Origin of the sequence: Curvibacter gracilis ATCC BAA-807 (assembly GCF_000518645.1) — a bacterium.
Taxonomy (GTDB): domain Bacteria; phylum Pseudomonadota; class Gammaproteobacteria; order Burkholderiales; family Burkholderiaceae_C; genus Curvibacter; species Curvibacter gracilis.
In genome coordinates, this window is record NZ_JADZ01000028.1 from 1 (window position 1) to 25,580 (window position 25,580).

Annotated in this window: 19 protein-coding genes; 6 read left to right on the forward strand and 13 right to left on the reverse strand. The window is 67.3% G+C overall.

The genetic code is table 11. The annotated features are described in order from the left end of the window. The 5 genes from L880_RS0119590 to L880_RS0119610 form a co-directional block, all read right to left on the reverse strand. A partial coding sequence (locus L880_RS0119590; RefSeq protein ID WP_027477178.1) for an electron transfer flavoprotein subunit beta/FixA family protein occupies positions 1-360 on the reverse strand: 360 nt, incomplete at its 3' end. A gap of 231 nt (positions 361-591) precedes the next feature. Further along, on the reverse strand, positions 592-918 hold the full coding sequence (locus L880_RS0119595; protein ID WP_019574335.1) for a transcriptional regulator: 327 nt from the start codon (positions 916-918) through the stop codon (positions 592-594). A gap of 39 nt (positions 919-957) precedes the next feature. Beyond that, positions 958-2,259: a mechanosensitive ion channel family protein gene (locus L880_RS0119600; protein ID WP_027477114.1), complete on the reverse strand. Its 1,302-nt coding sequence runs from the start codon at positions 2,257-2,259 to the stop codon at positions 958-960. 7 nt (positions 2,260-2,266) lie between these two features. Continuing rightward, positions 2,267-3,070 (reverse strand): enoyl-CoA hydratase, encoded by an 804-nt coding sequence (locus L880_RS0119605; protein ID WP_027477115.1) that lies wholly within the window; start codon positions 3,068-3,070, stop codon positions 2,267-2,269. A 16-nt stretch (positions 3,071-3,086) separates the two neighbouring features. Continuing rightward, positions 3,087-4,040, reverse strand: coding sequence for a histone deacetylase family protein (locus L880_RS0119610; RefSeq protein ID WP_027477116.1), 954 nt, complete (start codon positions 4,038-4,040; stop codon positions 3,087-3,089). A 45-nt stretch (positions 4,041-4,085) separates the two neighbouring features. On the opposite strand from L880_RS0119610, the gene L880_RS0119615 reads away from it, so the two are divergent. The 4 genes from L880_RS0119615 (at position 4,086) to mltB (ending at position 9,286) form a co-directional block, all read left to right on the forward strand. Then, positions 4,086-5,006: an AAA family ATPase gene (locus L880_RS0119615; RefSeq protein WP_027477117.1), complete on the forward strand. Its 921-nt coding sequence runs from the start codon at positions 4,086-4,088 to the stop codon at positions 5,004-5,006. Beyond that, a complete protein-coding gene (locus L880_RS0119620; RefSeq protein ID WP_051443443.1) occupies positions 5,003-6,016 on the forward strand; it encodes a DUF58 domain-containing protein in 1,014 nt (337 codons plus the stop codon). Before L880_RS0119615 ends, L880_RS0119620 begins: the two co-directional genes overlap by 4 nt. Next, entirely contained in the window at positions 5,989-8,073 is a 2,085-nt protein-coding gene (locus L880_RS0119625) for a transglutaminase TgpA family protein (protein WP_051443444.1), read from the forward strand. The genes L880_RS0119620 and L880_RS0119625 overlap by 28 nt, the downstream gene beginning before the upstream one ends. A gap of 88 nt (positions 8,074-8,161) precedes the next feature. Continuing rightward, the gene (gene mltB / locus L880_RS0119630; protein ID WP_027477120.1) at positions 8,162-9,286 is read left to right on the forward strand and encodes a lytic murein transglycosylase B; all 1,125 of its coding nucleotides are present in this window, start codon (positions 8,162-8,164) and stop codon (positions 9,284-9,286) included. A 37-nt stretch (positions 9,287-9,323) separates the two neighbouring features. Here mltB and L880_RS0119635 read toward each other — a convergent pair whose 3' ends face one another. The 4 genes from L880_RS0119635 to L880_RS0119650 all read right to left on the reverse strand — a co-directional run bounded on the left by L880_RS0119635 (position 9,324) and on the right by L880_RS0119650 (position 12,171). Further along, positions 9,324-10,205, reverse strand: a complete 882-nt coding sequence (locus L880_RS0119635; protein ID WP_043330019.1) for a pirin family protein — start codon at positions 10,203-10,205, stop codon at positions 9,324-9,326. A gap of 56 nt (positions 10,206-10,261) precedes the next feature. Then, positions 10,262-10,585, reverse strand: coding sequence for a putative quinol monooxygenase (locus L880_RS32945; protein ID WP_043330021.1), 324 nt, complete (start codon positions 10,583-10,585; stop codon positions 10,262-10,264). Further along, complete coding sequence (locus L880_RS0119645; protein ID WP_027477122.1) at positions 10,585-11,331, reverse strand: SDR family NAD(P)-dependent oxidoreductase; 747 nt, start codon at positions 11,329-11,331, stop codon at positions 10,585-10,587. Before L880_RS0119645 ends, L880_RS32945 begins: the two co-directional genes overlap by 1 nt. 78 nt (positions 11,332-11,409) lie before the next feature. After that, positions 11,410-12,171 (reverse strand): isochorismatase family protein, encoded by a 762-nt coding sequence (locus L880_RS0119650; RefSeq protein ID WP_027477123.1) that lies wholly within the window; start codon positions 12,169-12,171, stop codon positions 11,410-11,412. A 186-nt stretch (positions 12,172-12,357) separates the two neighbouring features. Between L880_RS0119650 and L880_RS0119655 the strand changes: the two genes are divergently transcribed. Beyond that, a complete protein-coding gene (locus L880_RS0119655; protein WP_245615260.1) occupies positions 12,358-13,293 on the forward strand; it encodes a LysR substrate-binding domain-containing protein in 936 nt (311 codons plus the stop codon). Here L880_RS0119655 and L880_RS0119660 read toward each other — a convergent pair. The 4 genes from L880_RS0119660 to L880_RS0119675 all read right to left on the reverse strand — a co-directional run bounded on the left by L880_RS0119660 (position 13,278) and on the right by L880_RS0119675 (position 21,719). Then, complete coding sequence (locus L880_RS0119660) at positions 13,278-16,520, reverse strand: EAL domain-containing protein (protein WP_051443445.1); 3,243 nt, start codon at positions 16,518-16,520, stop codon at positions 13,278-13,280. The genes L880_RS0119655 and L880_RS0119660 overlap by 16 nt on opposite strands. A gap of 112 nt (positions 16,521-16,632) precedes the next feature. Continuing rightward, positions 16,633-17,592 (reverse strand): alpha-E domain-containing protein, encoded by a 960-nt coding sequence (locus tag L880_RS0119665; protein WP_027477126.1) that lies wholly within the window; start codon positions 17,590-17,592, stop codon positions 16,633-16,635. 13 nt (positions 17,593-17,605) lie between these two features. Then, on the reverse strand, positions 17,606-19,051 hold the full coding sequence (locus L880_RS0119670) for a circularly permuted type 2 ATP-grasp protein (RefSeq protein WP_027477127.1): 1,446 nt from the start codon (positions 19,049-19,051) through the stop codon (positions 17,606-17,608). 91 nt (positions 19,052-19,142) lie between these two features. Next, complete coding sequence (locus tag L880_RS0119675; RefSeq protein ID WP_027477128.1) at positions 19,143-21,719, reverse strand: DNA internalization-related competence protein ComEC/Rec2; 2,577 nt, start codon at positions 21,717-21,719, stop codon at positions 19,143-19,145. A gap of 263 nt (positions 21,720-21,982) precedes the next feature. Between L880_RS0119675 and L880_RS0119680 the strand changes: the two genes are divergently transcribed. Then, the gene (locus tag L880_RS0119680; RefSeq protein ID WP_027477129.1) at positions 21,983-25,495 is read left to right on the forward strand and encodes a transglutaminase family protein; all 3,513 of its coding nucleotides are present in this window, start codon (positions 21,983-21,985) and stop codon (positions 25,493-25,495) included. Positions 25,496-25,580 lie beyond the last annotated feature (85 nt).

Consider the following 25,580-nt stretch of genomic DNA (forward strand, 5'->3'; position numbering starts at 1 on the left):
TTGCTTGCCCAGGATGATCAGGCCCGGTTGCTCCTTGGCCACCAGCGCGTTGAGCAGCTTGGCCACGGCCAGGGGCTGCAGTTCGAGGTCGGCGGGGGTTTCGACCAGGATGGCCCGGTCCGCACCGATGGCCATGGCCGTGCGCAGGGTCTCCTGGCACTGGGCCACGCCGCAGCTCACCGCGATCACCTCCGTGGCCACGCCTTTTTCCTTCAGGCGCACCGCTTCTTCGACGGCAATCTCGTCAAAGGGGTTCATGCTCATCTTGACGTTGGCGATGTCCACACCCGTGTTGTCCGACTTCACCCGGACCTTCACGTTGTAGTCCACCACGCGTTTGACGGGGACCAAAACCTTCATTGCTGCGGCTCCAAATTGATTGATTGAATTGACGTGCACGTAAACCAAATGATCCTATGCGGCGCAACGTCGATTGACTGAAATGGTTCTCGAAATCGAGTGCCCATCGCGACAAAGCACAAAAAAGTACGACCGTGCTTTTTTCGGATTATACAAGGGGAAGATTGACGTTACGTCAATCACCAAGTCAGATTGGAGGGGCTTTCAGAAAAGGGGCCCTGTGGGCCCCGGTCAGTGAGGCGGGCTGCCCGTGGCCTGGGCGGCTGCGGCTTCAATGGCGCGGCGGCCGGATTCGTCGGCGGCGTCGAACAGCCTCAGCAAGGCCTGCTGACGCGGGCCGGGCACCGAGTGCTTCACCGGCAGGCGCTCGCCCGTGATCACGTACAAAACATCCAGGCCCGAGCGGGCCCACACCGCCAGGGCCTCCGTGGCCACGTGCCCGGCGCCCGACTCCCAATTGAACATGGTCTTGCGGGTGACGGGCACCAGGGCGGCAAAATCGTTCTGGCTGAAGCCCAGCCGTTCGCGTTCTTCGCGCAGGCGTTGACCTGAGTTCATGAGAAACCTCCTGATGGATCCGGTGGCCCCCCAATGGGCTCAGCCCCCAGGCGACACTGCAGGGGCCACAGCAGTGGCCGACAACAACGCGGCAGCCTCGGGGCCTTGCACCCGCAGCACCCGCTGCGGATAGGGAATTTCGACCTTGGCCGCCCGCAGACCCGCCAGCATGGCCAGGTTGACGGCGGAGCGGATGTTGACCTGCCCACTGGCGGGATCACTGATCCAGAAATGCAGACTGAACTCCAGCCCGTCGGGCGCGAAGTTGACCAGGTAGGCCACGGGTGCCGGGTCGGCCAGCACCCGCTCTTGCGCCTTGGCCGCGTCGCACAGGATCTGCTGCACCTGGCTCACATCGCTGTCATAGCCCACCACCACGTTGGTCGTGAGGTTGAAGCGCAGATCCGCCGCCGACAGGTTCTCGACCCGCTGCGACACCATGGTCTCGTTGGGCACGATGGATTCGCGCCCATTGGTGGCCCGCAGCAGGGTGTAGCGCGTCTTGATGTCGGTGATCTTGCCCTCGAAGCTGTCGACCCGCACGTTGTCACCGATGCGCAGCGAGCGCTCCAGCAGGATGACAAAGCCACTCACGTAATTGGCCGCCAGCTTTTGCAGACCGAAACCCAGGCCCACGCCCACCGCACCGCCCAGCACCGACAGCGCCGTCAGATCGACCCCCACGGCCGACAAGGCGAACAGCAAACCCATGAGCAACAGCACGGCGCGCATGGCGTTGACGGCCACGCGCCGCATCGACAGGTCGCTGATGGCGTGGCTCAGCACCTTGCGCTCCAGGGTGGACGACACCCACAGGGCCACCACCAGCACCAGGCCCGAGCTCAGGCAGCCCTCGATCAGGGTGCGCAGGCTGATCGAGGTCTTGCCGAAGGCGAGGTGGATCGCATCCAGTTCTTCGAGCACCGAAGGCAGCAAATCGACGATCCAGAGCACCGCCGCCAGCCAGGCCACCCACGAGAACAGCCGCTCGACCAGGCGCATGGCCCCCGACTCTGGAAAGGCGGCCGACAGCACCCGGGCAAAAAAGCGGATCACCGCGAGCGACACCAGCACCGGGATCGCGATCTTGAGCAGAAAGACGCTCTGATGGTGCGCCACCACGGCCCGGGCCGCGTAGACCAGGGCCAGGGCCAGCGCAGGGAACAGCAGGCCATCCAGGGTGCGGCGCCCGAACCAGACGGAATCCCCCGCGGCCCGTGCCCGGCGCCCGGCCCAGAAAGAAACGCCAAAGGCCACCACCAGGCTGCCCACCAGGCAGGCCAATTCGATCCAGGCGCGCGAGGTCTGGAACTCGGCCTGCAGGTTATCCAACAAATCCATCAATGCTTCACTCTCCGGTAGGCACCCAGCGGGGCGCCCGTTTCTCTGCAAAAGCCTGCGCGCCCTCCTGGGCGGCAGGGTCCATCATGTTGAGGGCCATGGTCTGGGCGGCCAGCTGGTAGGCGGCCTCGACACCGGCTTCGCGCTGACGGTAGAACAAGGCCTTGCCCATCGCCAGCGCCGCCCGCGGCTTGTGCAGCAGGCTTTGCACCAGAGTCTCCACGGCCGCATCCAGTTCCGCAGGCGCCACCACCCGGTTGAGCAAGCCCTGGGCCAGGGCCTCCTGGGCGTCGATGAAATCACCGGTGAACAGCATCTCCAGCGCCTTCTTGGCCGACACATTGCGTGCCAGAGGCACGCTGGGGGTCGCACAGAACAGGCCATAGCGGATCCCGCTGGTGGCAAAGCTGGCCTCGGTGCTCGCCACGGCCAGGTCACACTGGGCCACCAACTGACAACCCGCCGCCGTGGCCATGCCCTGCACCCGGGCCAGCACGGGCACCGGCAGGCGCTGCAAAGACATCATGAAGCGGCTGCAACGGTCGAACAGGGCCTGGTGATCAGCCTGCGCCAGACCCGGCTCAGCCATGGCCTTGAGGTCATGCCCCGCACAGAAGGCCCGGCCGCTGGCGGCCAGCACCAGCACACGCAGGCCCTCATCGGCGGCGGCCGCATCGAGCGCGGCCTGCAGGGCGATCAGCATCGCCTCGCTGAGCACATTGAAGCGCTCCGGCTGGTTCAGGGTCAGGGTCAGCACACCGCGGGCATCGCGCCGGGTGAGCAGCAGGTCGGGTGGCGAGGCTTCAGGCATGTGGCAGACCCCGGGCTCAGATGTCGGCCAGCACCCGCACGTGGGCTTCCACGCTGCGAGCCAGGGCGGCCGGGTTGTAGCCGCCCTCCAGGCAGGACACGATGCGGCCCTTGGAGAAGCGGCGCGCGATGTCCTTGATGCGCAGGGTGATCCAGGCGAAGTCCTGTTCGGTCAGGCCCAGCTGGCCCATGTCGTCCTCGCGGTGGGCATCGAAGCCGGCGCTGATGAAGATCATCTCGGGCTTGAAGGCCTCCAGCCGCGGGATCCACATCATTTCGATGATCTCGCGCAGGTCCATGCCCCGGGTGTAGGCCGGCACGGGGATGTTGAGCATGTTGTCGGCCGGGTGCTGGTCGCCCGAGTAGGGGTAGAACGGGTGCTGGAAGAAGCTCACCATCAGGGCCCGCGGATCGCCCGAGAGGATGTTTTCGGTGCCGTTGCCGTGGTGCACATCAAAGTCGACGATGGCCACCCGCTGCAGGCGGTAGCGCTCCAGTGCGTAACGCGCCGCAATGGCCACGTTGTTGAAGAAGCAAAAGCCCATGGCCTTGTCGCGGCAGGCGTGGTGGCCCGGCGGGCGCACGGCACAGAAGGCGTTCTCGAGCTCGCCGGCCATGATGGCGTCGGTGGCCGCCAGGGCGGCACCGGCGGACCGCAGGGCGGCCTGCCACGTGAAGGCGTTGATGCTGGTGTCCTGATCGAGCTGGGCATGGGGCGGGCCACCGGCCTGGATCTCATCGACCAGGCGATCGGTCAGCCCGCGCAAGGCGGCGATGTGCATGCGGTCGTGCGCCAGCTCGACGTCGGCCAGGGCGGCCGTGGGGGCCTCGCGGCGGTCCAGCGCATCGCTGACCCCCGTCATCAGAAGGCGGTCCTCGATGGCGTCCAGGCGGGCCGGACATTCGGGGTGATCATGGCCCATCTCGTGTTTCCAGCAATCACGATGGGTGTAGTAACCGGTTTTGTTCACAGGCGATCTCGTGTCTCTCATATTTTTGGGATAACGTCTCGGGCCATGCACACTCAGCAAAAACTCAAGGCGCTGCAAGATCAGCTTAACACGGTGATTGCGGGCAAACCCGCGCAGATCCAGGACAGCCTGGCCTGCCTTTTGGCCGGTGGACACCTGCTGATCGAAGACGTTCCGGGGGTGGGCAAGACCACCCTGGCCCACGCCCTGGCCCGCACCCTGGGCCTGCAGTTTGCGCGCGTGCAGTTCACCTCGGACCTGATGCCCAGCGACCTGACCGGCGTGTCGGTCTACGAGCGCGGGCGCGAGGATTTCGTCTTCCACCCGGGCCCGGTGTTCGCCCAGGTGCTGCTGGCCGACGAGATCAACCGCGCCAGCCCCAAGACCCAGAGCGCGCTGCTCGAGGCCATGGAAGAACGCCAGGTGACGGTCGAAGGCCAGACCCGCCCCCTGCCCGCTCCGTTCTTCGTGATCGCCACGCAAAACCCGCACGATCAGTTGGGCACCTACGCCCTGCCCGAATCCCAGTTGGACCGCTTTCTGATGCGCATCTCGCTCGGCTACCCGGAGCGCGAGGCCGAACGGGCGCTGTTGGCAGGCCAGGATCGTCGTGACCTGCTGGAACAACTGCAACCTTTGCTGACACTGCCGGAGCTGCAATCGCTGCAGCAGCAGGTGTTGGCGGTGCACGCCGCCCCCTCCCTGCTCGACTATGTGCAGGACCTGCTGGCCGCCACCCGCAACGGGCGCTGGTTCATCCAGGGCCTGTCACCGCGCGCCGGCCTGGCCCTGCTGCGGGCCGCCAAAGCCCAGGCCCTGCTGTGCGGGCGCGATTACGTGGCCCCGGACGACGTGCAGGCGGTGCTGCCACAGACCACGGCTCACCGCCTGGTGCCGGTGAGCGAATCCGGCCGGGGTGCCCTCGAACAGGTGCGAGCCCTGCTGGAGGCCGTGCCCCTGCCATGAACACCCCCCTGGCAGCCTTGCCCGGCGGCTGGGCCCGCTTCAACCCTGCCAGCCAGGCCCGGGCCCGGTTCCGGCGCTGGTGGCAGGGGCGCCTGCCCCTGAGCGATCTGATGACGCTGAGCCAGCGCAACGTCTACATCCTGCCCACGCGCCCGGGCTGGATGCTGGCGGCCACCCTGCTGGTGCTGCTGCTGGCCTCGATCAACTACCAGCTCAACCTGGGCTATCTGCTGACCTTTTTGCTGGCCGGCTGCGCCGTGGCGGGCATGCATGTGGGGCACGCCACCCTGAGTGGCCTGTCGATGCGCCTGCAGCCCCCCGCCCCGACCTTCTGTGGCCAGGTACAGTCCCTGGAGGTGGTGCTGGACAACCCCCGCAAGACGCCCCGCCACGGCATCGGTCTGGCCGTGCTGGACAGCGCCGACTGGGTCTGGACCGACGTGCCGGCCCAGGGCCAGAGCGTGCTGCACCTGGCCTTCTGCCCAAGCCAGCGCGGCCTGCACAGGGTGCCGGTGCTGAGCGCGGAGACCCGCTTCCCCCTGGGCACCTTCCGGGTCTGGACGATCTGGCGCCCGGCCGCGCAGGTGCTGGTCTACCCGCGACCTGAAGCGGCCGCGCCCCCGCTGCCCCCGGGCCAGGCCCGGGACCAGGCCCCCGCCCTGGCGGCGGGCCTGACCCGCGGCCAGGAGTACGACGGTGTGCGCGCCTACCGGCGGGGCGACCCGATGCGCCAGGTGGTCTGGAAGAAGGCCGCCACGGCTCTGGCCACCGGCTCAGCCGTCCTGGTCAGCCGCGACAGCGCGCCGGCCCCCTTGCACGAACTGTGGCTGGACCACGCCAGCCTGTCGGCCCTGCCGCCCGAGGCACGCTGGTCCAGGCTGTGCGCCTGGGTGCTGGCTGCCGACACCCTGGGCCTGCATTTCGGGCTGCGTCTGCCCCAACGGGAGATCCCGCTCGGCACGGGCCCGGCCCACCGCCAACAATGCCTGGAGGCCCTGGCCCTGTGCTGAACCGCCCGCTCCCCACGTCCCAATTGCCGCGTGACAGCCGCGACACCCTCTTTTTGCTGGCCGTGGTGGCCTGGGTGGTGCTGCCTCATGCGGCCAACCTGCCGGCCTGGACCCTGCTGATGGCCTGCCTGGCCCTGGGCTGGCGGGGCTGGCTGGCCTGGCATGCCCGGCCGCTGCCGGCGCGCTGGTGGCTGCTGGGCCTGTTGCTGCTGGCCATGGCGGGCACCTTCTGGAGCCACAAGACCTTGTTGGGGCGCGATGCGGGGGTCACCCTGGTGGTGGCCCTGCTGGCACTCAAGACGCTGGAGATGCGGGCCCGGCGAGACGCCTTCGTGGTGTTCTTCCTGGGCTTCTTCACCATGCTGACCCACTTCTTCTTCTCGCAAAGCCTGCTGGTGGCGCTGGCCATGCTGCTGGGCCTGCTGGGCCTGCTCACCGCCCTCATCAACGCCAACCTGCCGGCGGGCCGGCCGCCGCTGGCCACCTCGGCCGGCCTGGCGCTGCGCATGACGGCCTGGGGGGCCCCCGTGATGGTGGCGCTGTTCGTGCTGTTCCCGCGGGTGGCCCCCCTGTGGGGCCTGCCGGCCGATGCGCAGGGGGCCCGCAGCGGCCTGTCCTCGCGCATGAGCGTGGGCGACGTCACCGAGCTGGCCCTGGACGATGCCATCGCCTTCCGTGTGCGCTTTCTGAATGCCAACGGCGCAGCACCCGAGCAAAGACAGCTGTACTTCCGGGGGCCGGTGTTCTCGAGCTTCGACGGCCGCGAATGGAAGCCGCGCCAGCCCGAGGAGCTGGTGAACCAGGTGCTTTACCGTCGGCCGCCCGCCAGCCTCAAGACCCAGGGCACGCCGGTGCCCTATGAAATGACCCTGGAGCCCAACAACCGGCCCTGGCTGCTGACGCTGGATGCCACCGTCGAGGCACCGCGCCTGGGCCCTCAGATCGCCTATGCCACGCCCGAGCTGCAATGGGTGATGGCCCGCCCCGTCACCGAATTGCTGCGCTACCAGGCCGTGGCCTACCCCGACTTCAGCTATGGCCCGACGGCCGGCGACCCCTTGCTGCGCCAGGAGACCGAGCTGCCCGCCGGCTACAACCCGCGCACCCTGCAACTGGCCAGCGAGATGCGCCGCGACCCGAAACTCGCGGGTGCTGACGATGGCGCCCTGGTGCAGCAGGTGCTGAACCGCCTGGCCACCGGTGGCTACAGCTACACCCTGGAACCGGGCCTGTATGGGCGCGACACCGCTGACGAGTTCTGGTTCGATCGCAAAGCGGGCTTTTGCGAGCATGTGGCGTCTTCGTTCGTGGTGTTGATGCGGGCCCTGGACATCCCGGCGCGGGTGGTCACCGGCTACCAGGGCGGCGAGCGCAACCCGCTCGATGGCTACTGGACCCTGCGCCAGAGCGATGCCCACGCCTGGGCCGAGGTCTGGCTGAACGGGCGCGGCTGGGTGCGCATCGACCCCACGGCGGCCATTGCCCCCGGGCGCGTCGGCTCCATGCAACGCCTGGTGGCGCCGCGCGGCCTGGTCGCCAGCGCCCTGGTGACCATGAGCCCAGGCCTGATGCAAAGCCTGCGAGGCCTCTGGGAGGCCACCAACAACCGCTGGAACCAGTGGGTGCTCAACTACACCCAGGGGCGACAGCTCGACCTGCTGCGCAAGCTGGGCTTCGAGGCCCCCAGCTGGGAAGACCTGGTGCTGCTCCTGGGCGGCTTGCTGGCCGCCTCGGCCCTGGGCGCCGGGGCCTGGCAGTTGTGGGACCGCCGCCAACACGACCCCTGGCTGCGTCTGCTGAACCAGGCCCAGACCCTGGCCCGGGCCCGTGGCCTGGAGACCCCAGGCGTGGCCACGCCACGCACCCTGGGCCGCCTGGCCCTGGAGCGCTGGGGCCCCGCCGGCCAACCCTTGCACGATTGGCTGTTGCAACTGGAGCGGCTGCGGTATGCACCGCCAGCACCACCGGCTTCGATCGGTCGTCCCCCGACGGCGAGCGCCTTGAAAGACCTGGAACGGCAATTGAGGCGCCTGAATTGGCCGACCCGTCCAACTTGATGTCATCGCCCGCAATTTTTGCGGCCCCGCTCGGCCACGACCCCTTGGGGTCGGCTTGACTGCTGTGACAATGACGATCATGCACGCAATGACCCGAACCCTGGCCACGCTGATCATGGCCAGTCTTCTCCCCACCCTGGCCATCGCGAGCCACGAGCCCAAGGCTGGCAAAAAGCACCATGCCAGTGCAAAAGCCACCAAAGCCAGCCAATCCAGCTCGGCCAGCCGCAAGAAATCCGAGGCGGTGGTGGGCACCACGCCCTATGCCCAACGCAGCGACGCCATGGCCTTTGCCGACGATGTGGCCGACCGGCGCCAGCTGGACCGGGTGGCGCTGCGCGACGCCCTGGGCCAGGCCCGGCTGTTGCCCGGCGTGCCCAGGCTGATGCTGCCCCCCAGCAGCCCCAGCGCCAAGAACTGGCAGGCCTACCGGGCGCGCTTCGTGGAGCCGGTGCGCATCAACGCCGGTGTGGCCTTCTGGCAGCGCCACCGTGACACCCTGGAGCGGGCCGAGCGCGAATTTGGCGTGCCGGCCGCGGTGATCGCGGGCATCCTGGGGGTGGAGACCCTGTACGGGCAGCACATGGGCAACTACCGCGTGATCGACGCGCTGGCCACCCTGGCTTTCGACTTCCCCGCCGGCCACCCGCGCGCGGCCGAGCGTCAGGCGTACTTCCGCGGTGAGCTGGAGCAGTTTCTGGCCTACCACCAGCGCAGTGGCACCGATGCCCTGCAGCCGCGGGGCAGTTACGCAGGCGCCATGGGCATGCCGCAGTTCATGCCCAGCAGCTGGGCCCGCTACGCGGTCGATTTTGACGGCGACGGTCGCATCGACCTGTTCAACAGCCCGGCAGACGCCATCGGTTCGGTGGCGAACTACTTCAAAGGCTACGGCTGGCAGACCGGTTTGCCGGTGCGCTATGCCATGCACTTCGACCCGGAGCGGCTCGACAAGGAAGCCCTGCTGCTGCCCGACATCCTGCCCACCTTCAGCCCCGCCCAGTTTGCGGCCAAGGGGGCCGTGCTCGACGAGGGCCCAGTGGCGCCGGGCACCAAGCTGGCCTTGATCGAGCTGCACAACGGGGGCGCCCAGCCCAGCTATGTGGCCGGCACCGACAATTTCTACGTGATCACCCGCTACAACTGGTCCAGCTACTACGCCATGGCGGTGATCGAGCTGGGCGAGGCGATCCAGGCAGCGCTGCCACGCTGAGGACGACAGCGCCCTCCCCCGGAGCGCGCGGCCGTCGTCAGGAGGGCATGACCAGTTGGCCGAACTTGCCCGCCTGAAAGTCGCGGATGGCCTGCTGCATCTGCTCGACCGTGTTCATCACAAACGGGCCCTGCTTCACCAGGGGCTCACGCAGAGCGGGGCCGCTGAGCAAGGCAAAGTGCAAGGGGGTCGAGCCCTGGGCCTGCAGCTGCAAGGTCTCCTGGGCGGTGGCCGACTCGGCCGGCAATTGCAGGCCCAGGCCATGCTCGGCCTTCAGGCTGCGCTGCTCGCCGCCGGCCGACAAGGCCAGTTCGCCCGACACCACATAAAGCAGGCCACCCCAACCGCGCGGCAAAGCGTGCTCGAAGCGGGCGCCCGGCTGAACAAAGCCGTCCAGCAGGGTGAAGGGTTCGGGCAACTGGTGGGTGGCTGGTGAGGCCACACCCTGGCTTTCGCCGAGCACCACCCGCACCCGCACCCCAGGGGAGCGGATCTCGGGCACGTCGGCGGGCTCCAGGTGCACGGCAAAAGGTGCGTGGCCCTTCTTGGCCGCCGGCAGGTTGACGAAGATCTGCAGCGCGTGCACGTGCGGGTTGGCCCCCTCGGGCTGCTCGGTGTGCACCGCGCCGCGGCCGGCAGCAAACCAGTGCAGCGCACCCGGGTGGATGGGCCCATTGTTGCCCATCGAGTCGTAGTTGACATGGGGCGAGGTGGAGTCCTCGAACATGTAGGTGACCGCCGAGATGCCCGCATGCGGGTGGGGCTGGAAGGTGGGCGAGGTCATGTGAAAGTGGTCCACCATCACCACCGGGTCGATCAGGCCCTGAAACGCATCCTCAGGCAGGTGCTTGGCCGTGAAGCCCGAGCCGATGCGCATGTCGTGGCCGGCCACGGGCTTGGAAATTCTCAAGGAACTCATGAAGGACTCCAGTCAGATTCGAAAGCAGAAGATCGCAGCAGCAGCGCCCGGCAGCATCAGGTCTGGCGCGCCAGGGCCTGCCAATGCCGGATCGGGCGCACGCCATCCAGCCAGGGGTCGATGCGTTCAAAGTAAGGGTCGTAGTAAGCCTTCTTCAATTGCACCTCCTGCACGAACTCGCGGCTGGGCCAGACCTCGTACAGCAGCAACTCGTTGGGCTCCTCGGCATTGGCCAGCACATCGAAGCCCAGGCACACGCCCTCTTGCAGGATCAGTTGGCGCAAGGCCAGCAGCTCGCGCAGCAGGTCGTCCCGGCAGCCGGGCTTGATCCGCAGGGTCACAGTGATGACCCAGGGCTGGGCGGCATCGCCGGGCTGCATCACAGGGCGTCGGTGAGGCCACCGTCCGTCAGCAAGGTGCGCCCGGTCACCCAGCGGGATTCGTCGGAGGCCAGAAAGGCCACCACGTCGGCCACATCTTCGGGCTCGCCGATGCGGCCCAGCGGGGTGGCGGCCATCACCGCTTCGCGGCGTGCCGGCGGCGTGGCGGCCGTCATGTCGGTGCGCGTCATCGAAGGCGCCACCGCATTGACGGTGATGCCACGCGGGCCCAGCTCCTTGGCCAGGGCGTTGGTCAGCACCGACACGGCCGCTTTGCTGGCCGCATACAGACCCGATCCGAGCCGGGGCTGGTAAATGAGGTTGGTGGAGAAGTTCACGATCCGGCCGCCGCGCAGGGGGAAATGCGGCAAGGCGTTCTGCACCATGTAGATCACGCTGTTGAAGTTGACGTTGAAGGCCCGCGCCACGCTGGCGGCGTCCATCTCGGCCAGGGTGCGCATCTCCAGCATGCCGGCACAGTTGACCAGCGCATCGACCTGGCCGAAGCGCTCCACGATGCGGGTCATGGCGGCCTTCACGCTGGCTTCGTCACTGACATCGGCCGCATAGGCCTCGGCGACGCCGCCGGCGCCACGGATGCGCTCCAGCACCTGTTCGGCGGCCTGGGCGTTGTGCTGGTAGATGATGGCCACGGCCAGGCCTTGGGAGGCCAGCTTGACGGCAACGGCCGCGCCGATGCCACGCGAGCCACCGGTGACGATGGCGATTCTGGGAGAGGCTTGCATATCGGGGTCCTGGACCGGGGTCCTGTCGAGCCGAAGCCCGCTGCGTGCGGGCTTCGGCCTCTTCGTGGGCGGGTTGGCTTACTTCTTGGCGGCCGAGCTGGTCACCTGCCACACCAGGGTGGCAAACGGCATGTCGAGCGCGCCATAGACGTCATGGGCCTTGGGATCGTTGTTGTCACCCAGCATCTCGACCGCCACGCTGGCGTAGTCCATCACCGGGATGCCAGCGCCGGCCAGACGGGCCAGACCGGCCGTGCGCTTGGCTTCGGAGAAGGTGCCCGAGGCATCGAGCACCACACGGGCGTCGTAGCCGGCCGCCTTGGCCGACAGTGCCGGGTAGGTGGCACAGATCTCGAACGACACGCCGGCCACCACCAGCTGCTTGCGACCGGTCTTGGCGACAGCCGCCACCACGCGGGGGTCTTCCCAGGCGTTGATCTTGGAGCGGACGATGGGTTGCACATCGGGCACGGCGGCCAGCAGTTCAGGGATCACCGGGCCCCACATGCCGTCGGTCATGGTGGCGGTGAGCACCACCGGCACGCCCAGGATGCGGGCCGCCTTGGCCAGGGCCACCACGTTGTGCTTGAGGTCCCCCACAGTGATGTCGCGCACGCCGGTGTACAGGCCCACCTGGTGGTCGGTCAGCAGCAGCACGGTGTTCTCGCGGCTGAGCAGGTTCAGGTAGGCATTCTGGGCGTTGGACATGGCGTTGCTTTCTTTGCTGGAGGAGGTGGTGGCAGCCGTTGCAGGCAGAGCGGCAGCGGCCATGCCAGCAGCCAGGGGGGCCAAGGCGACGGCGCTGACTGAGCCCGTGCCAAGAAAATGTCGTCGATCCATGCTGTTTTCCTGTGAGGTTGAATGAACAGGGCTGGACTGTGAAAGATTTCAGGCCATAGAAAAAGGCCCGGCCTGATAACGTAAAGTTCCACATATAGAACGATCTTCAAAAATCATCCTTTTCATTGGAACAATAGAACAAATCTGTCATATATGATCGATATGAGTGTCGAGTGGAACGATTTGTTGCTTTTTTTACAGGTCGTGGAGCGCAAAGGTTTCACCTCTGCCGGAGAAGCCCTGGGCATTCCCAAGTCGCGCCTGTCGCGCCGGGTCACCCTGCTGGAGGCGCGCCTGGGCACACGCTTGCTGCAGCGCAGCTCGCGCAGGCTCAGCCTCACCGATGCCGGTCAGGCCCTCTATGCCCATTGCCAGGTGATGTTGAAAGAGGCCGAGGCCGGGATTGCCGCCGTGCAGCAACGCAGCACCCGCCCCATGGGCAAGGTGCGGCTGAGCCTGCCGGTGGGCTTGTCAGAAATGATCGCAGGCACCTTGCTGCCGCGTTTTCTGCAATGTTTTCCCGATGTCCAGGTGGTGGTCCAGGCCACCAACCGCAGCGTGGACCTGATCGCCGAGCAGGTGGACGTGGTGGTGCGCGGCGTGGGCACGGCGCTGCGGCTGGACACCTCCAGCCTGGTGCAGGCCTGTGTCTGCACCGTGCCCTGGAGCCTGGTGTGCAGCCCCGCCTATCTGGCCAAGATCGGCCCCCTGACAAGCCTGGGCGATCTGGAGCAGGCCGATCTGCTGCTCTACACCCCCAATGATGAAGGCGACACCGAACTGCGCCTGATCGACGATCAAGGCGTGGTCCACACCCTGCCCATGCCGGTCCGGTTGCAAAGCGACAACCTGGGCGTGCTGCGCCAGGCGGCGCGCAGCGATCTCGGCCTGTGCGGACTGCCCAGCTACCTGTGCGCCCAGGACCTCGCCAGTGGACAGTTGGTCAGTGTGCTGCCGGGTTGGCGACCCATGGCCGGTCATCTGGTGGTGCTGTTCCCGAGCCGGCGCGGCCTGGCCCCCGCGGCCCGGGCACTGGTCGATTTCCTGAAAACCGAATTGCCAATGCTGATGACCAGCGAAGCGCCCCGCCCTCGCGCCGCCCCCCTTCAGCCCAAGGGCTGAAGACGGCGCCGCTCCTGCGGCACCGGGCGGTCGGCCAGCCACACCGGAAACTGGGCCGGGGGCATGGGCCGGGCAAAGTGATAGCCCTGCAATTCGTCGCAACCCAGGGCCTTGAGCAGTTCACTGGCCTCGCCGGTTTCCACCCCCTCCGCCACCACCACCAGGCTCAGGCTGTGGCCCAGGGCGATGATGGCGCGGACGATGGAGAGATCGGCAGGGTCGGTCAGCAGATCGCGCACAAAGGACTGATCGATCTTGAGCTTGTCGATCGGGAACTGCTTCAGGTAGGCCAGGCTGGAATAGCCGGTGCCGAAATCATCGATCGACAACAACACCCCCAGGGCCTTGAGGTTCTGCAGCAGGCGGCCCGAAATCGCCGCGTGCTCCATCAGTTGCGACTCGGTCAGCTCCAGCTCCAGCCGGGCCGGGTCCACCCGGTTGGCCCGCAGGCAGCTCTGCAGGTGCGAGACCAGTCCCTCGTCCGTGAGCTGGGCGGCCGACAGATTGACCGACACCACCAGCGGCGGCAACCCTTCATCGGTCCAGCGGGCGATCTGCTCACAGGCCTGCTGGATCACCCACTGCCCGATCGGATGGATCAGGCCGGTCTCCTCGGCCACAGGGATGAAGCGCGCCGGCGACACCGAACCCAACACCGGGTGCTGCCAGCGCAGCAGCGCCTCCAGGCCCACCACGGCCAGGGTGTTGGCATCCACCCGTGGCTGGTAGTGCACCGAGAGTTCCTCGTGGGCCAGCGCCTGACGCAGGTACTGTTCGATCTCCTGGCGCTCCCGGGTGCTCTGGTCGATCTCGGGGCTGAAGAAGCGCGCCGTGTCGCGACCTGAAGATTTGGCCTCGTACATGGCCGCATCGGCCTGGCGCATCAACTCGTCCAGATCGGTGCTGTCGTCGGGGTAGATGGCCATGCCCACGCTGCACGACACCTGCAGGCTGTGCCCCTCGACCGGATGGGCCTGACGGATCAACGGGATCAAGCGGCGCTCGACCACGGAGCGCACCTCGTCCCCATCGGTCACGCCACGCATGATGACCACGAACTCGTCCCCGCCCAGCCGGCTCACCGTGTCACCGCCCCGCACGGCCTGGGTCAGGCGGTGGGCCACCGAGCGCAGCAGGCCGTCGCCGATGTGATGGCCCAGCGAATCGTTGATGTTCTTGAACCGATCCAGGTCGATGAACAGCACGGCCACCCGCCCGCCCGACTGCTGCGCCGCACTCAGGGCCTCGCCCAGGCGGGTGATGCACAAGGAGCGGTTGGGCAGCTCGGTGAGCACATCGTGCTCGGCCAGGAACTGAACCCGGGCCTCGGTGCGCTTGCGGTCGGTGATGTCGACCGAAATGCCGATGTAGTGCGACACATCGCCCTGGCGCGAGGCATCCCGCACCGCGGAAATCATCAGCCAGGCGGGGTAGCTCTCACCCGAGCGCCGGCGGAAATGCACCTCGCCCTGCCAGGCATCGCGGTCCCCGAGCAAGGCCGGCAGGCTGGCGGGCCAGTGGTCCACCTCGCCGGGCAGGATCAACTGGCTGAGCTGCTCCCCGATCACCTCGTAGTAGTCGTAATAGGTGCTGCGGCAGAAGGCCTTGTTGACGCTCAGGATGCGCTGACGATCATCCATGATGATGATGCTCTCGGACGAGGCCTCGAACACCTTGGCCCACAGCTCCAGGCGCTGCTCCATGAGCTTGAGCATGTTGATCGGGGTGAAGGCCGTGAGCACCGCATCCTGCCCCTGGAACTGCAGGCGCCGTGCCGACAGCACGGCCCATGAGGGTGTCTCACCGCCCAGCCAACGCACCTCGAACTCGTCCACCGCGCCCTGGTCGGCCAGGCGCTGGAAGAAGCGGGCCCGCACGCCCGGCTCCAGCCCGGTGGCCCAGGGGTCGTCGATGCGCCCGGCCAGCCAGGGCTGGGCCGGTGCATTGGCATGCAGCACCTGGTGCCGTGGTACCGAGGTCACCACCATGGCGATCGGAATCGCCTCCACCATGTCCTGCTGGGTCTGGGCCGCACGGGCGCTGGCGGCCAGCTCTTGCTGCGTCAGCCGCTCGCGGTCCAGCTGGGCCAGCATGTCGTTGAAGGCGGTCACCAACTGCCCGATCTCATCGCGGCTGTGCCAGAGCGCACGGCGGCTGTGGTCGCCGGTGCGGCTCACCTCGTCGGCCACCTCGGCCAGTTGACGCAGGGGATGGGAGATCAGACGCGCCACGGTATAGACCAGGCTCAGGATGCACCCCAGCAGCAGCAAGGCCGTGCCCAGGTGCAGCCACATGCGCAGGAACAAGGCATCGACCCGCTTGTGAAGCATGCCGTCCAGCGCGCCCAGCACCTGGGTCCAGGCCTGGTCCAGTCGCAACAGGGTCTGGCCATAGCCATCGCGGAAGGCCGCCAGATCGGGCGGTGGCGGGCCGCTGTCGTCGGACAGCGCGCGCACCACCGACAGCAGCGCCTGCAACTGCTGCTGCAGCTGCATGGGCGAATCACCCAGCGCCTGTTGCAGCGGAAGCTGGCCCGCCGCCAGTGCCTGTTGGTAGTCTGCGGCGATGCCCAGCGAGACGGCATCGAGCCGCCCGGCCAGGATCAGCAGCTCGGTGCGCCGCCGGCCCGAGCGCAGGGCCTGCTCCGAGACCCCATCCAGGGCCTGGGCCGTGTCGTGCAGCACCTCGAGCAACTCAGGGAAACGCAACACCCCCAAGGACATGGCGTAGTAGCTGTCCAGGTCGGGGTCGAGGATGAGGTTGGACTGGTTGCCCACCATGGTGAGCAGCTCACGCCCCTGCCGGGCCACGGTACCCAGCAGCTTGCGCGACTCGGGCTGGGCCTGAGCCGCTGCGAGGGCCTTCAGCCAGGCGGCACTGAGGTCTGCCGACCCCAGCGATTCGTCGTGCTGCAAACGCAATGCGTCAAACGCCAGCAGCCGGGCCTGCCACGCTTCGACGGGCACGCCGGCCGAGCCCGCGCTGCCAGGGGCCGCATCACGGAAAGGCGGCAGCAGCAGATCGCGCACCACCGCGCTGTAACGGGTGCCCACGATCTCCTTGCGGGCGAAATCGATGGCGAGGTATTTTTCGTGGATCAGGATGCCGGAGACATAGATCACCGCCGTCAGGTCCAGCAGGTAGATCAGGGTGAGCTTGCGCCCGACGCTCAAACGCCCCAGCCAGCCTATCAAGGGCTTCAACAGTCTCACCCACGAACCTCCCATGTCAAGAACGGCATAAGCGCCTCAAACCCCGGCCAACGCAGCCATGAGAGACCGGCCCAGCGCCTTGCCGGACCAGGGCCTCACGACGGAGCCCCGCAGGGCTCGCCCGCCATCAGGCCGCCGCCGGGATCAGGAAGTCGCGGCTGATGCGCGCCCCCAGCTCATTGACCCGGTCCAGGAACTGGGTCAGGAAGGCATGCAGCCCGGTGGCCAGGATCTCGTCGATGCGGGCATATTGCAGATCGGCACGCAGCTTGCCGGCGCGCCGCCGCGTCTCGTCCGACTGGTCGTTGGACACCATCTCCAGGTTCTGCACCACCTCATTGAGGCTGGCATGCAGCGAGCGCGGCATGTCGGCGCGCAGGATCAGCAACTCGGCCACGCGCTCGGGCTTGATCACGTCGCGGTACACCTTGCGATAGATCTCGAAGGCCGACACGCTGCGCAGGATCGCGCTCCAGTGGTAGAAGTCGTACTCCTGATCCTTCTCGCTGGCGGCCCCGAAGAAGTCGCTCTGCACGGCATGGAACTTCACATCGACCAGGCGGGCCGTGTTGTCGGCCCGCTCCAGGAAGGTGCCCAGGCGCATGAAATGCAGCGCCTCGTCCATCAGCATGGTGCCCACGGTGACGCCACGCGACAGGTGCGAACGGAACTTCACCCACTCGAAGAACTGGCCGGGGTCGCGCTCGAAATCGCCCTGACGCAGCATGCGGTTCACTTCCAGCCAGGTCTGGTTCTGGATTTCCCAGGCCTCGGTGGTGAGCGAGCCGCGCACCGCACGGGCGTTCTCACGCGCCGCACGCAGGCAGGACATGATGGACGACGGGTTGTCCTCGTCCTTGACCATGAACTCCAGCACGCGTGCAGGCGTCACCTCGCCATACAAGGCCTGGTAGGACGGCAGCAACTCGCTGATGGACAGCAGTCCCTGCCAGCCCACCTGGGCCACGGCGGCCGACTGGGGCAACAGGGAGGTCTGGTAATTAACATCCAGCATGCGGGCCGTGTTCTCAGCCCGCTCGGTGTACCTGGACATCCAGAACAAATGATCAGCGGTTCTCGACAGCATTCAGTATCCCCTCTCAAACTTCCAGAATCCAGGTGTCCTTGGTGCCACCGCCTTGCGACGAGTTGACGACCAGAGAGCCTTCCTTCAGGGCCACGCGGGTCAGGCCGCCGGGCACCATCTGCACCGTCTTGCCCGACAGCACAAAGGGGCGCAGGTCAATGTGGCGCGGTGCGATGCCGGACTCAACGAAGGTCGGGCAGCTCGACAGGCTGAGCGTGGGCTGGGCGATGTAGCCACTGGGGTTGGCCAGCACCGCGGCGCGGAACTCTTCGATCTCGGCCTTGGTTGCGGCCGGGCCGACCAGCATGCCGTAGCCCCCCGCACCGTGCACCTCCTTGACCACCAGGTCCTTGAGGTTGTCCAGGGTGTACTGCAGCTCGTCCTTGTTGCGGCACATGTAGGTGGGCACGTTGTTCAGGATCGGCTTTTCGCCAAGGTAGAACTCGATCATCTTGGGCACGTAGGGGTAGATCGACTTGTCGTCGGCCACGCCAGTGCCCACGGCATTGCAGATTGCCACGTTGCCGGCACGGTAGGCATTCATGAGCCCGGCGCAGCCCAGCGTGGACGTGGGGCGGAACACCTGCGGGTCGAGGAAATCGTCGTCCACCCGGCGGTAGATCACATCCACCCGCTTGAGGCCGCGGGTGGTGCGCATCCACACGAAGTCATCCTTCACCAGCAGGTCCTGGCCTTCGACCAGCTCCACACCCATCTGCTGGGCCAGGAAGGCATGCTCGAAATAGGCGCTGTTGTACATGCCGGGCGTGAGCACCACCACCGTGGGCTCGGCCGTGGCCGGTGGGGCCGAGGCACGCAGGGTTTCCAGCAACAGATCGGGGTAATGCGCCACCGGGGCCACGCGGTGCTGGCTGAACAGGTCGGGGAACAGCCGCATCATCATCTTGCGGTCTTCGAGCATGTAGCTCACGCCGCTGGGCACGCGCAGATTGTCTTCGAGCACGTAGTACTCGCCGTCGCCATTGGCATTGGGGGCCCGGACGATGTCGATGCCCGAGATCTGCGAGTAGATGTTGTTGGGCACATCGACACCCATCATCACGCTGCGGAACTGGGCGTTGTTCAGGATCTGCTCGGCCGGAATGACGCCGGCACGGATGATGTCCTGATCGTGGTAGACGTCATGGATGAAGCGGTTCAGGGCGGTGACCCGCTGGACCAGACCTTTTTCCATCGACTGCCATTCGTGCGCCGGGATGATGCGCGGAATCAGGTCGAAGGGGATCAGGCGCTCGGTGCCCGCACCGTCCTCATCCTTGGCGCCATAGACCGCAAAGGTGATGCCGACGCGGCGGAAGATCATCTCTGCTTCTTCACGCCGGGCTTTCATCATCTCGGCCGGCTGTCGTGCCAGCCAACGCTCATACGCCTCGTAGTGGGTTCGCACGGGGCTGCCCGCGATGGGCAAACGGGTGTACATCTCGTCAAATTTCAGCATGGACCATCTCCTGCTTTCAGCATAGCAATTTCCGGGCCCAATCTGCACTTGTTTTGTGCACGGCACCGATCCAAATGGCAAATTTTTCGCATCAAGGTAACAGCGGCCAATGCCAGTAGCGGCGGTCCAGGCTGCGCTGGCAGGCCCAGCGGGCTGGCTCGGCGCTGGACCAATGCACCGCGCCACACTCCGGCGTGGACACCCAGGCGATGTCCAGTGCGGCATAGCGGGCCATCACCCGCTCGGCCGGGTGGCCGAAGCGGTTGCGGTACCCGGCCTGCACCACCGCCACCGACGGCTGCACGGCCCGCAGGAATTCCTCGCTTGACGAGGTGGTGCTCCCATGGTGCGGCACCAACAGGAAGTTGGCCCGCAGGGCCGCATGGCGCGCCAGCAAGGCCCGCTCCTGATCCCGCTCGATGTCACCCGTCAGCAAAGCGGTGTGCCCCAGCGCATCCTCGACGCGCAGCACACAGCTGAGTGCGTTGCTGCGCGCCCCGGACACGACATCCGCCGCAGCGGGATGCAGCACCTCGAAGTGCACGCCGTCCCAGACCCATCGCTCACCGGCCACACAAGGTCGGGCAGCATGTCCCGCCCATGCCTCCAACCCTTGCCATGAGGCACGCAGGCTGGCCTGGGGGTAGGCCTGCAACACCGCAGACGCCCCGCCGGTGTGATCGGTGTCCCGGTGGCTCAGCACCAGGGCGTTCAAGCTGGCGCCTTGTGCCCGCAGCAAGGGCACCAACACCCGCTCGCCGGCATCACTGCCGGGTGAATACCGGGGCCCGGCGTCATACAACAGCTGCCTCGTGGCCGTGCGCAGCCACACGGCCGTGCCCTGCCCCACGTCCACGGCCAGCAACTCAAAGCGCCCTGGCGCAGGCCCGGGCACCTGCCACAGCAGCACCGGCACCAGCAAGGGCAAGCCCAGGCAGCGCCAGGCCACAGGCCAGGGGCCGACGCACAGCACGCCGCCCAGCCCCCCTGAAAAAACCGCCCAGACCGGTGCAACGGCCGTCGACCAGGTAGCCCCCGGCCATTGCGCCATCCACTGCAGGCCCCACAACAACAGTTGCAATGCCTGCTGAGCCAGCCCCCACAGCGGCGGCAACACGCAGCCCAGCAGCGCCAGTGGCGTGACCACCACCGTCACCCAGGGCACGGCCACCAGATTGGCCACCAGGCCCACCACCGACACCTGGCCGAAGAGCAACAGGCTCAGCGGGGCCAGGGCCAGGCCCAACACCCCCTGCTCGCGCAACAGACCCAGCCCCAGGCCAAGCGCCTTTCGAGGCAGCGCCACGGCCGGCGCCACCGGGCTTGCGGCTCGCCCCACATCCGTGGCGAACAGAATGCCCACCGCCACAAAGCTGAGCCAGAAGCCCGGTTGCAGACAAGCCCAGGGGTCCCACAGCAAGACCACGGCCACAATCATCGACCACAGGCTGGGCCAGGGCCAGCGCCGCCCGCCCCACTGCAGGGCACAGACCAGCACCAGCATGCCCACGGTGCGCTGGGCCGGAATGCCCCAGCCACAAAACACCGAATAGCCCAGGGCCACCAACACCCCAGCCCAACGGCCCAGGACCGGTGCCGGGCACCACAGACAAGCCCGCCCCCAGGGCCCCGGCCAACGCGCCGTCTGACGCCAGAGCCAGCCCAAGCCCCGCGCCGACAACCAGGCCAGCAGGGTGATGTGCAGCCCCGAGATGCTCATCAGGTGCGCCACGCCGGTCTGCCGGAACAGCAACCAGTCTTCGCGGCGGATGGAACGCTGATCCCCGGTGACCAAGGCCACCACCACCCCGACCCCGGGGCCGGCAGCAGCGCCCAGGGTCAAGAGAATGGACTCACGCACCCGATGGCGCAGACGCTCGATCGGGTAGGCTGCGGTGCTCGCCAGCAGGCGAGGCGCCTGCGCCATCGAGCGGGCTCGCACCCAGCCCGTGGCCAGGATGCCCTGCTCCCAGAGCCAGAGTTCGTAGTCAAAACCCCCAGGGTTGCGAGCGCCATGCACACGCTTGAGGCGCACGGTGAACCGCCATCGCTGGCCTGGCACGGGCGCCTCAGACCCTGCGGCTGGCGCATTGACATCCGCGCCCGCCGCGGCCAGCCCATCGACCAGATCACGCTCGCCATCCGCGTCGTCATCACCCCGAAGGCTGGCCGGGTGTTGCAGCGGGTTCCAGCCCAGCAGCAAATCGGCCGGCACGGCCACCGGCCGGCCCAGCAGGGTGGCCGATTCCACCTGAAGGACAAAGCGCCACCCCCAATCCCCTGACTGCGGCAGGCTGGCCACCCGCCCCACGAGCACCAGGTCGCGCCCTTCCAGTTCGGGCGCCAGTGCCTGCTGCAACAACAGGGCCGCCCGCAGCCCCGCACCACCCCAGGCCACGGCGCCCGCCAGAGCTCCCACCAGCGCCAGCCAGACCCAGCCAGCACGTCGTTGCATCAGGACCACACCCGCCAACGCAGCCAACCCGAAGCACAGCACCGCGCCGTATAGAACGGATGGCATCAGCCAGGCTTGCCGGACCTGCAGCAGGGTGCCGCCCAGCACCCCCAGCCCCAGAGCCCCCCAGCCACGCCAGGGCAGGCGCCAGCGGGCGCCAGCCTCACGCCCCAGGCGCAGCGACGCAGACTCATGCCGAGACATCCAGCTCATGAGGCATCCTAGGCACACCCTGCGCCGGCCGAACCTGCCCACCCGTGGCGGCTGCGCATTTGCCGCCCCCTCGGCACGCTCAGTCCGGCCGCTGATCCTGCCCGCCTCGGAAACTGGGGCGACAGGAGTGCATCAGATCAAAAGAAGTGGGCCAACACCCCCGAATTGACACACACAGTGGCGCGGCTCTTGCTAGGATGATCCTTGAGGCCGCCAACCCGAGGCGGCCGTTTCCCGGCACATTTGCCAGAGAGACAAGACGAATGTCGATCCACGCTGCACTGAACCACGTCACCCACTACCGCTATGACCGGCCCGTCAACCTGGGCCCCCAGGTGGTCCGGCTGCGCCCGGCACCGCACTGCCGCAGCAAGGTCATTTCCTATTCGCTGCGCATCGAACCCGAAAACCACTTCATCAATTGGCAACAAGACCCGTTTGCCAACTACCAGGCCCGCCTGGTCTTCCCCAACCCCACCACCGAGTTCAAGGTCACGGTCGACCTGGTGGTCGAGATGGCGGTGTACAACCCCTTCGACTTCTTCCTGGAGCCCGCGGCGGAGAACTTCCCGTTCCAGTACGAAGAACTGGTCAAGCAGGAGCTGGCGCCCTACCTTGCGACCGAGCCCGCCACCCCACTGCTGAAAAAGTACCTGGCCGAGATCGACCGCAGCGAGTGCCGCACCATCGATTTCCTGGTGCGGCTGAACCAGAAGCTGCAAAACGACATCCGCTACCTGATCCGCATGGAACCCGGCGTTCAGACGCCCGAAGAAACCCTGGGCAATGCCTCGGGCTCGTGCCGTGACTCGGGCTGGCTGCTGGTGCAGTTGCTGCGCCACTGCGGCCTGGCAGCGCGCTTCGTGTCGGGCTACCTGATCCAGCTCAAGCCCGACGTCAAGGCCCTGGACGGCCCCAGCGGCACCGAGGTGGACTTCACCGACCTGCACGCCTGGTGCGAGGTCTACCTGCCCGGCGCGGGCTGGATCGGCCTGGACCCCACCTCGGGCCTGCTGGCCGGTGAAGGCCACATTCCACTGGCCTGCACGCCGCAGCCCTCGGGGGCGGCGCCGGTTGAAGGGGCGGTGGACAAGTGCGAGGTCGAATTCAGCCACCACATGGAAGTCACGCGCATCTACGAATCGCCGCGCGTCACCATGCCCTACACCGACGAGCAATGGGCCCGCGTGCTGGCCCTGGGCGAAGCGGTGGATGCCGAGCTGGTGGCCGGCGACGTGCGCCTGACCCAGGGTGGTGAGCCAACCTATGTGGCCACCGACGACCGCGAAGGCGCCGAATGGAACACCGACGCCCTGGGCCCCACCAAGCGCGCCTACGCCACCGAGCTGGTGCACAAGCTGCGTGACGAATATGGCCAGGGCGGCTTTCTGCACTTCGGCCAGGGCAAGTGGTACCCGGGCGAGCAGTTGCCGCGCTGGGCCCTGTCGATCTGCTGGCGCGCCGACGGCCAGCCGGTCTGGAACAACCCGGCCCTGTTCGCCGACGAACGTGTCACCGCCCACTACACCGCCGCCGACGCCCAGCGCTTCACCAGCACCCTGGCCGGCAAACTGGGCATGACCGACAAGTACATCGAAGCAGGCTACGAAGACACCTGGTACTACCTGTGGCGCGAGCGCCGCCTGCCGGTCAACGTCGACCCCTTCAACTCCAAGCTCGACGACGAGATGGAGCGCGTGCGCCTGCGCCGCGTGTTCGACCAGAAGCTCGACTCGGTGGTGGGCTATGTGCTGCCGCTGGATGTGAACCCCGACGCCGACAACCCGGCCATGGTCGGCCCACGCTGGCAGACCGGGCCCTGGTTCTTCCGCGACGAACGCATGTACCTGATCCCGGGCGACTCGCCCATGGGCTACCGCCTGCCCCTGGACTCGCTGCCCTGGGTCAGCAGCGCCGAGTACCCCTACATGGTCGAGACCGACCCGATGGCCCCACGCTCGGCCCTGCCGGCCGCCCAGGCCCTGCACAGCCGCTACGCCGGCGGCAGCACCGACCTGCGCGGCGTGCCCTATCTGGCTGGCACGGCCAGCCCGGGCGAAGCCCAACGCCGCGCCCAGGGCCTCGGGTCCGGCCAAGGTGAGGCTGCTGGTGTCGGCGATGCCGAAGCCGCCACCCGCACCGGCCAGCCCCAACCGGGCCGTTGGGAGATGGCGCCTGCCCGCGGCACCTCGGCCCACTGGATCACCCGCACCGCGCTGTGCGTCGAAGCCCGCAACCCGGCACGCGCCAACGGCCCCAAGGTGGAAGCCGCCAGCGTCAAATCCAGCCTGCTGTACGTCTTCATGCCCCCGCTGTCGCGCCTGGAAGACTACCTGGACCTGCTGGCCGCCATCGAGGCCACGGCCGAGGAACTTGGCGTGCAGATCGTGCTGGAAGGCTACCCGCCGCCACGCGACCCCCGTCTGAAGCTGCTGCAGGTCACCCCGGACCCGGGCGTGATCGAGGTCAACATCCACCCGGCGCACAACTGGAAGCAGTTGGTGCAGCACACCGAGTTCCTGTACCAGGCGGCCTTCGAATCGCGCCTGACGGCCGAGAAGTTCATGACCGACGGCCGGCACACCGGCACCGGCGGCGGCAACCACTTTGTGCTCGGCGGCGCCACCCCGGCCGACAGCCCGTTCCTGCGCAAGCCCGAACTGCTGGCCAGCCTGATCCTGTACTGGCACAACCACCCCTCGCTGAGCTATCTGTTCTCGGGCATGTTCATCGGCCCGACCAGCCAGGCCCCGCGCGTGGACGAAGCCCGCAACGACCAGCTCTACGAACTCGAGATCGCGCTGCGCGAAATCGAGCGCAACCGCGAGCTCTACGGCCAGGACATGCCGCCCTGGCTGGTGGACCGCACGCTGCGCAACATCCTGGTCGACGTCACCGGCAACACCCACCGCAGCGAGTTCTGCATCGACAAGATGTACTCGCCCGACAGCAGCACCGGCCGCCTGGGCCTGCTGGAACTGCGGGCCTTCGAGATGCCGCCGCATGCCCGCATGAGCATCGCCCAGCAACTGTTGCTGCGTGCCCTGATCGCCCGCTTCTGGAAGCAGCCCTACAAGGCCCCGGTCACCCGCTGGGGCACCCAGCTGCATGACCGCTGGCTGCTGCCCACCTTTGTGCGGCAAGACTTCAACGACGTGATGGCCGAGATGCGCCAGGCCGGCTATGCCTTCGATGACGCCTGGTTTGCCCCGCACTTCGAGTTCCGCTTCCCGCTGGTGGGCAGCGTGCAGTCCATGGGCATCGAGCTGACCCTGCGCAACGCACTGGAACCCTGGCATGTGATGGGCGAGGAAGGCTCGGCCGGCGGCACGGTGCGTTACGTCGACTCGTCGCTGGAGCGCATCGAGGTGCATGTGAGCGGCTTCAACGATGCCCGCCACGTGGTCACGGTCAACGGCCGGCCGTTGCCGCTGCAGCCCACCGGCGTCGAAGGCGAGTTCGTCGCCAGCGTGCGTTACAAGGCCTGGAACCCGCCCTCGGCCCTGCACCCCAGCATCGGCGTGCATGCGCCCCTGGTGTTCGACATCGTCGACAGCTGGATGAAGCGCTCGGTGGGAGGCTGCCAGTACCACGTGGCCCACCCGGGCGGTCGCAATTACGTGACCTTCCCGGTGAATGCCTATGAGGCCGAAAGCCGCCGTCTGTCGCGCTTCTTCCGCATGGGTCACACCCCGGGCACGCTGCATGTGCCCGAAGCCACCGTGGGCGTGCCGGGCAGCCGTGAATTCCCGTTCACGCTGGACCTGCGGCGCTGAGTTGCCCTGATGTTTCGTGAAATCGTCCTGCCTCAACAGCATGACGGTTTCATGACTTGCATCAGTTCAACAAGCCGCTCATGGG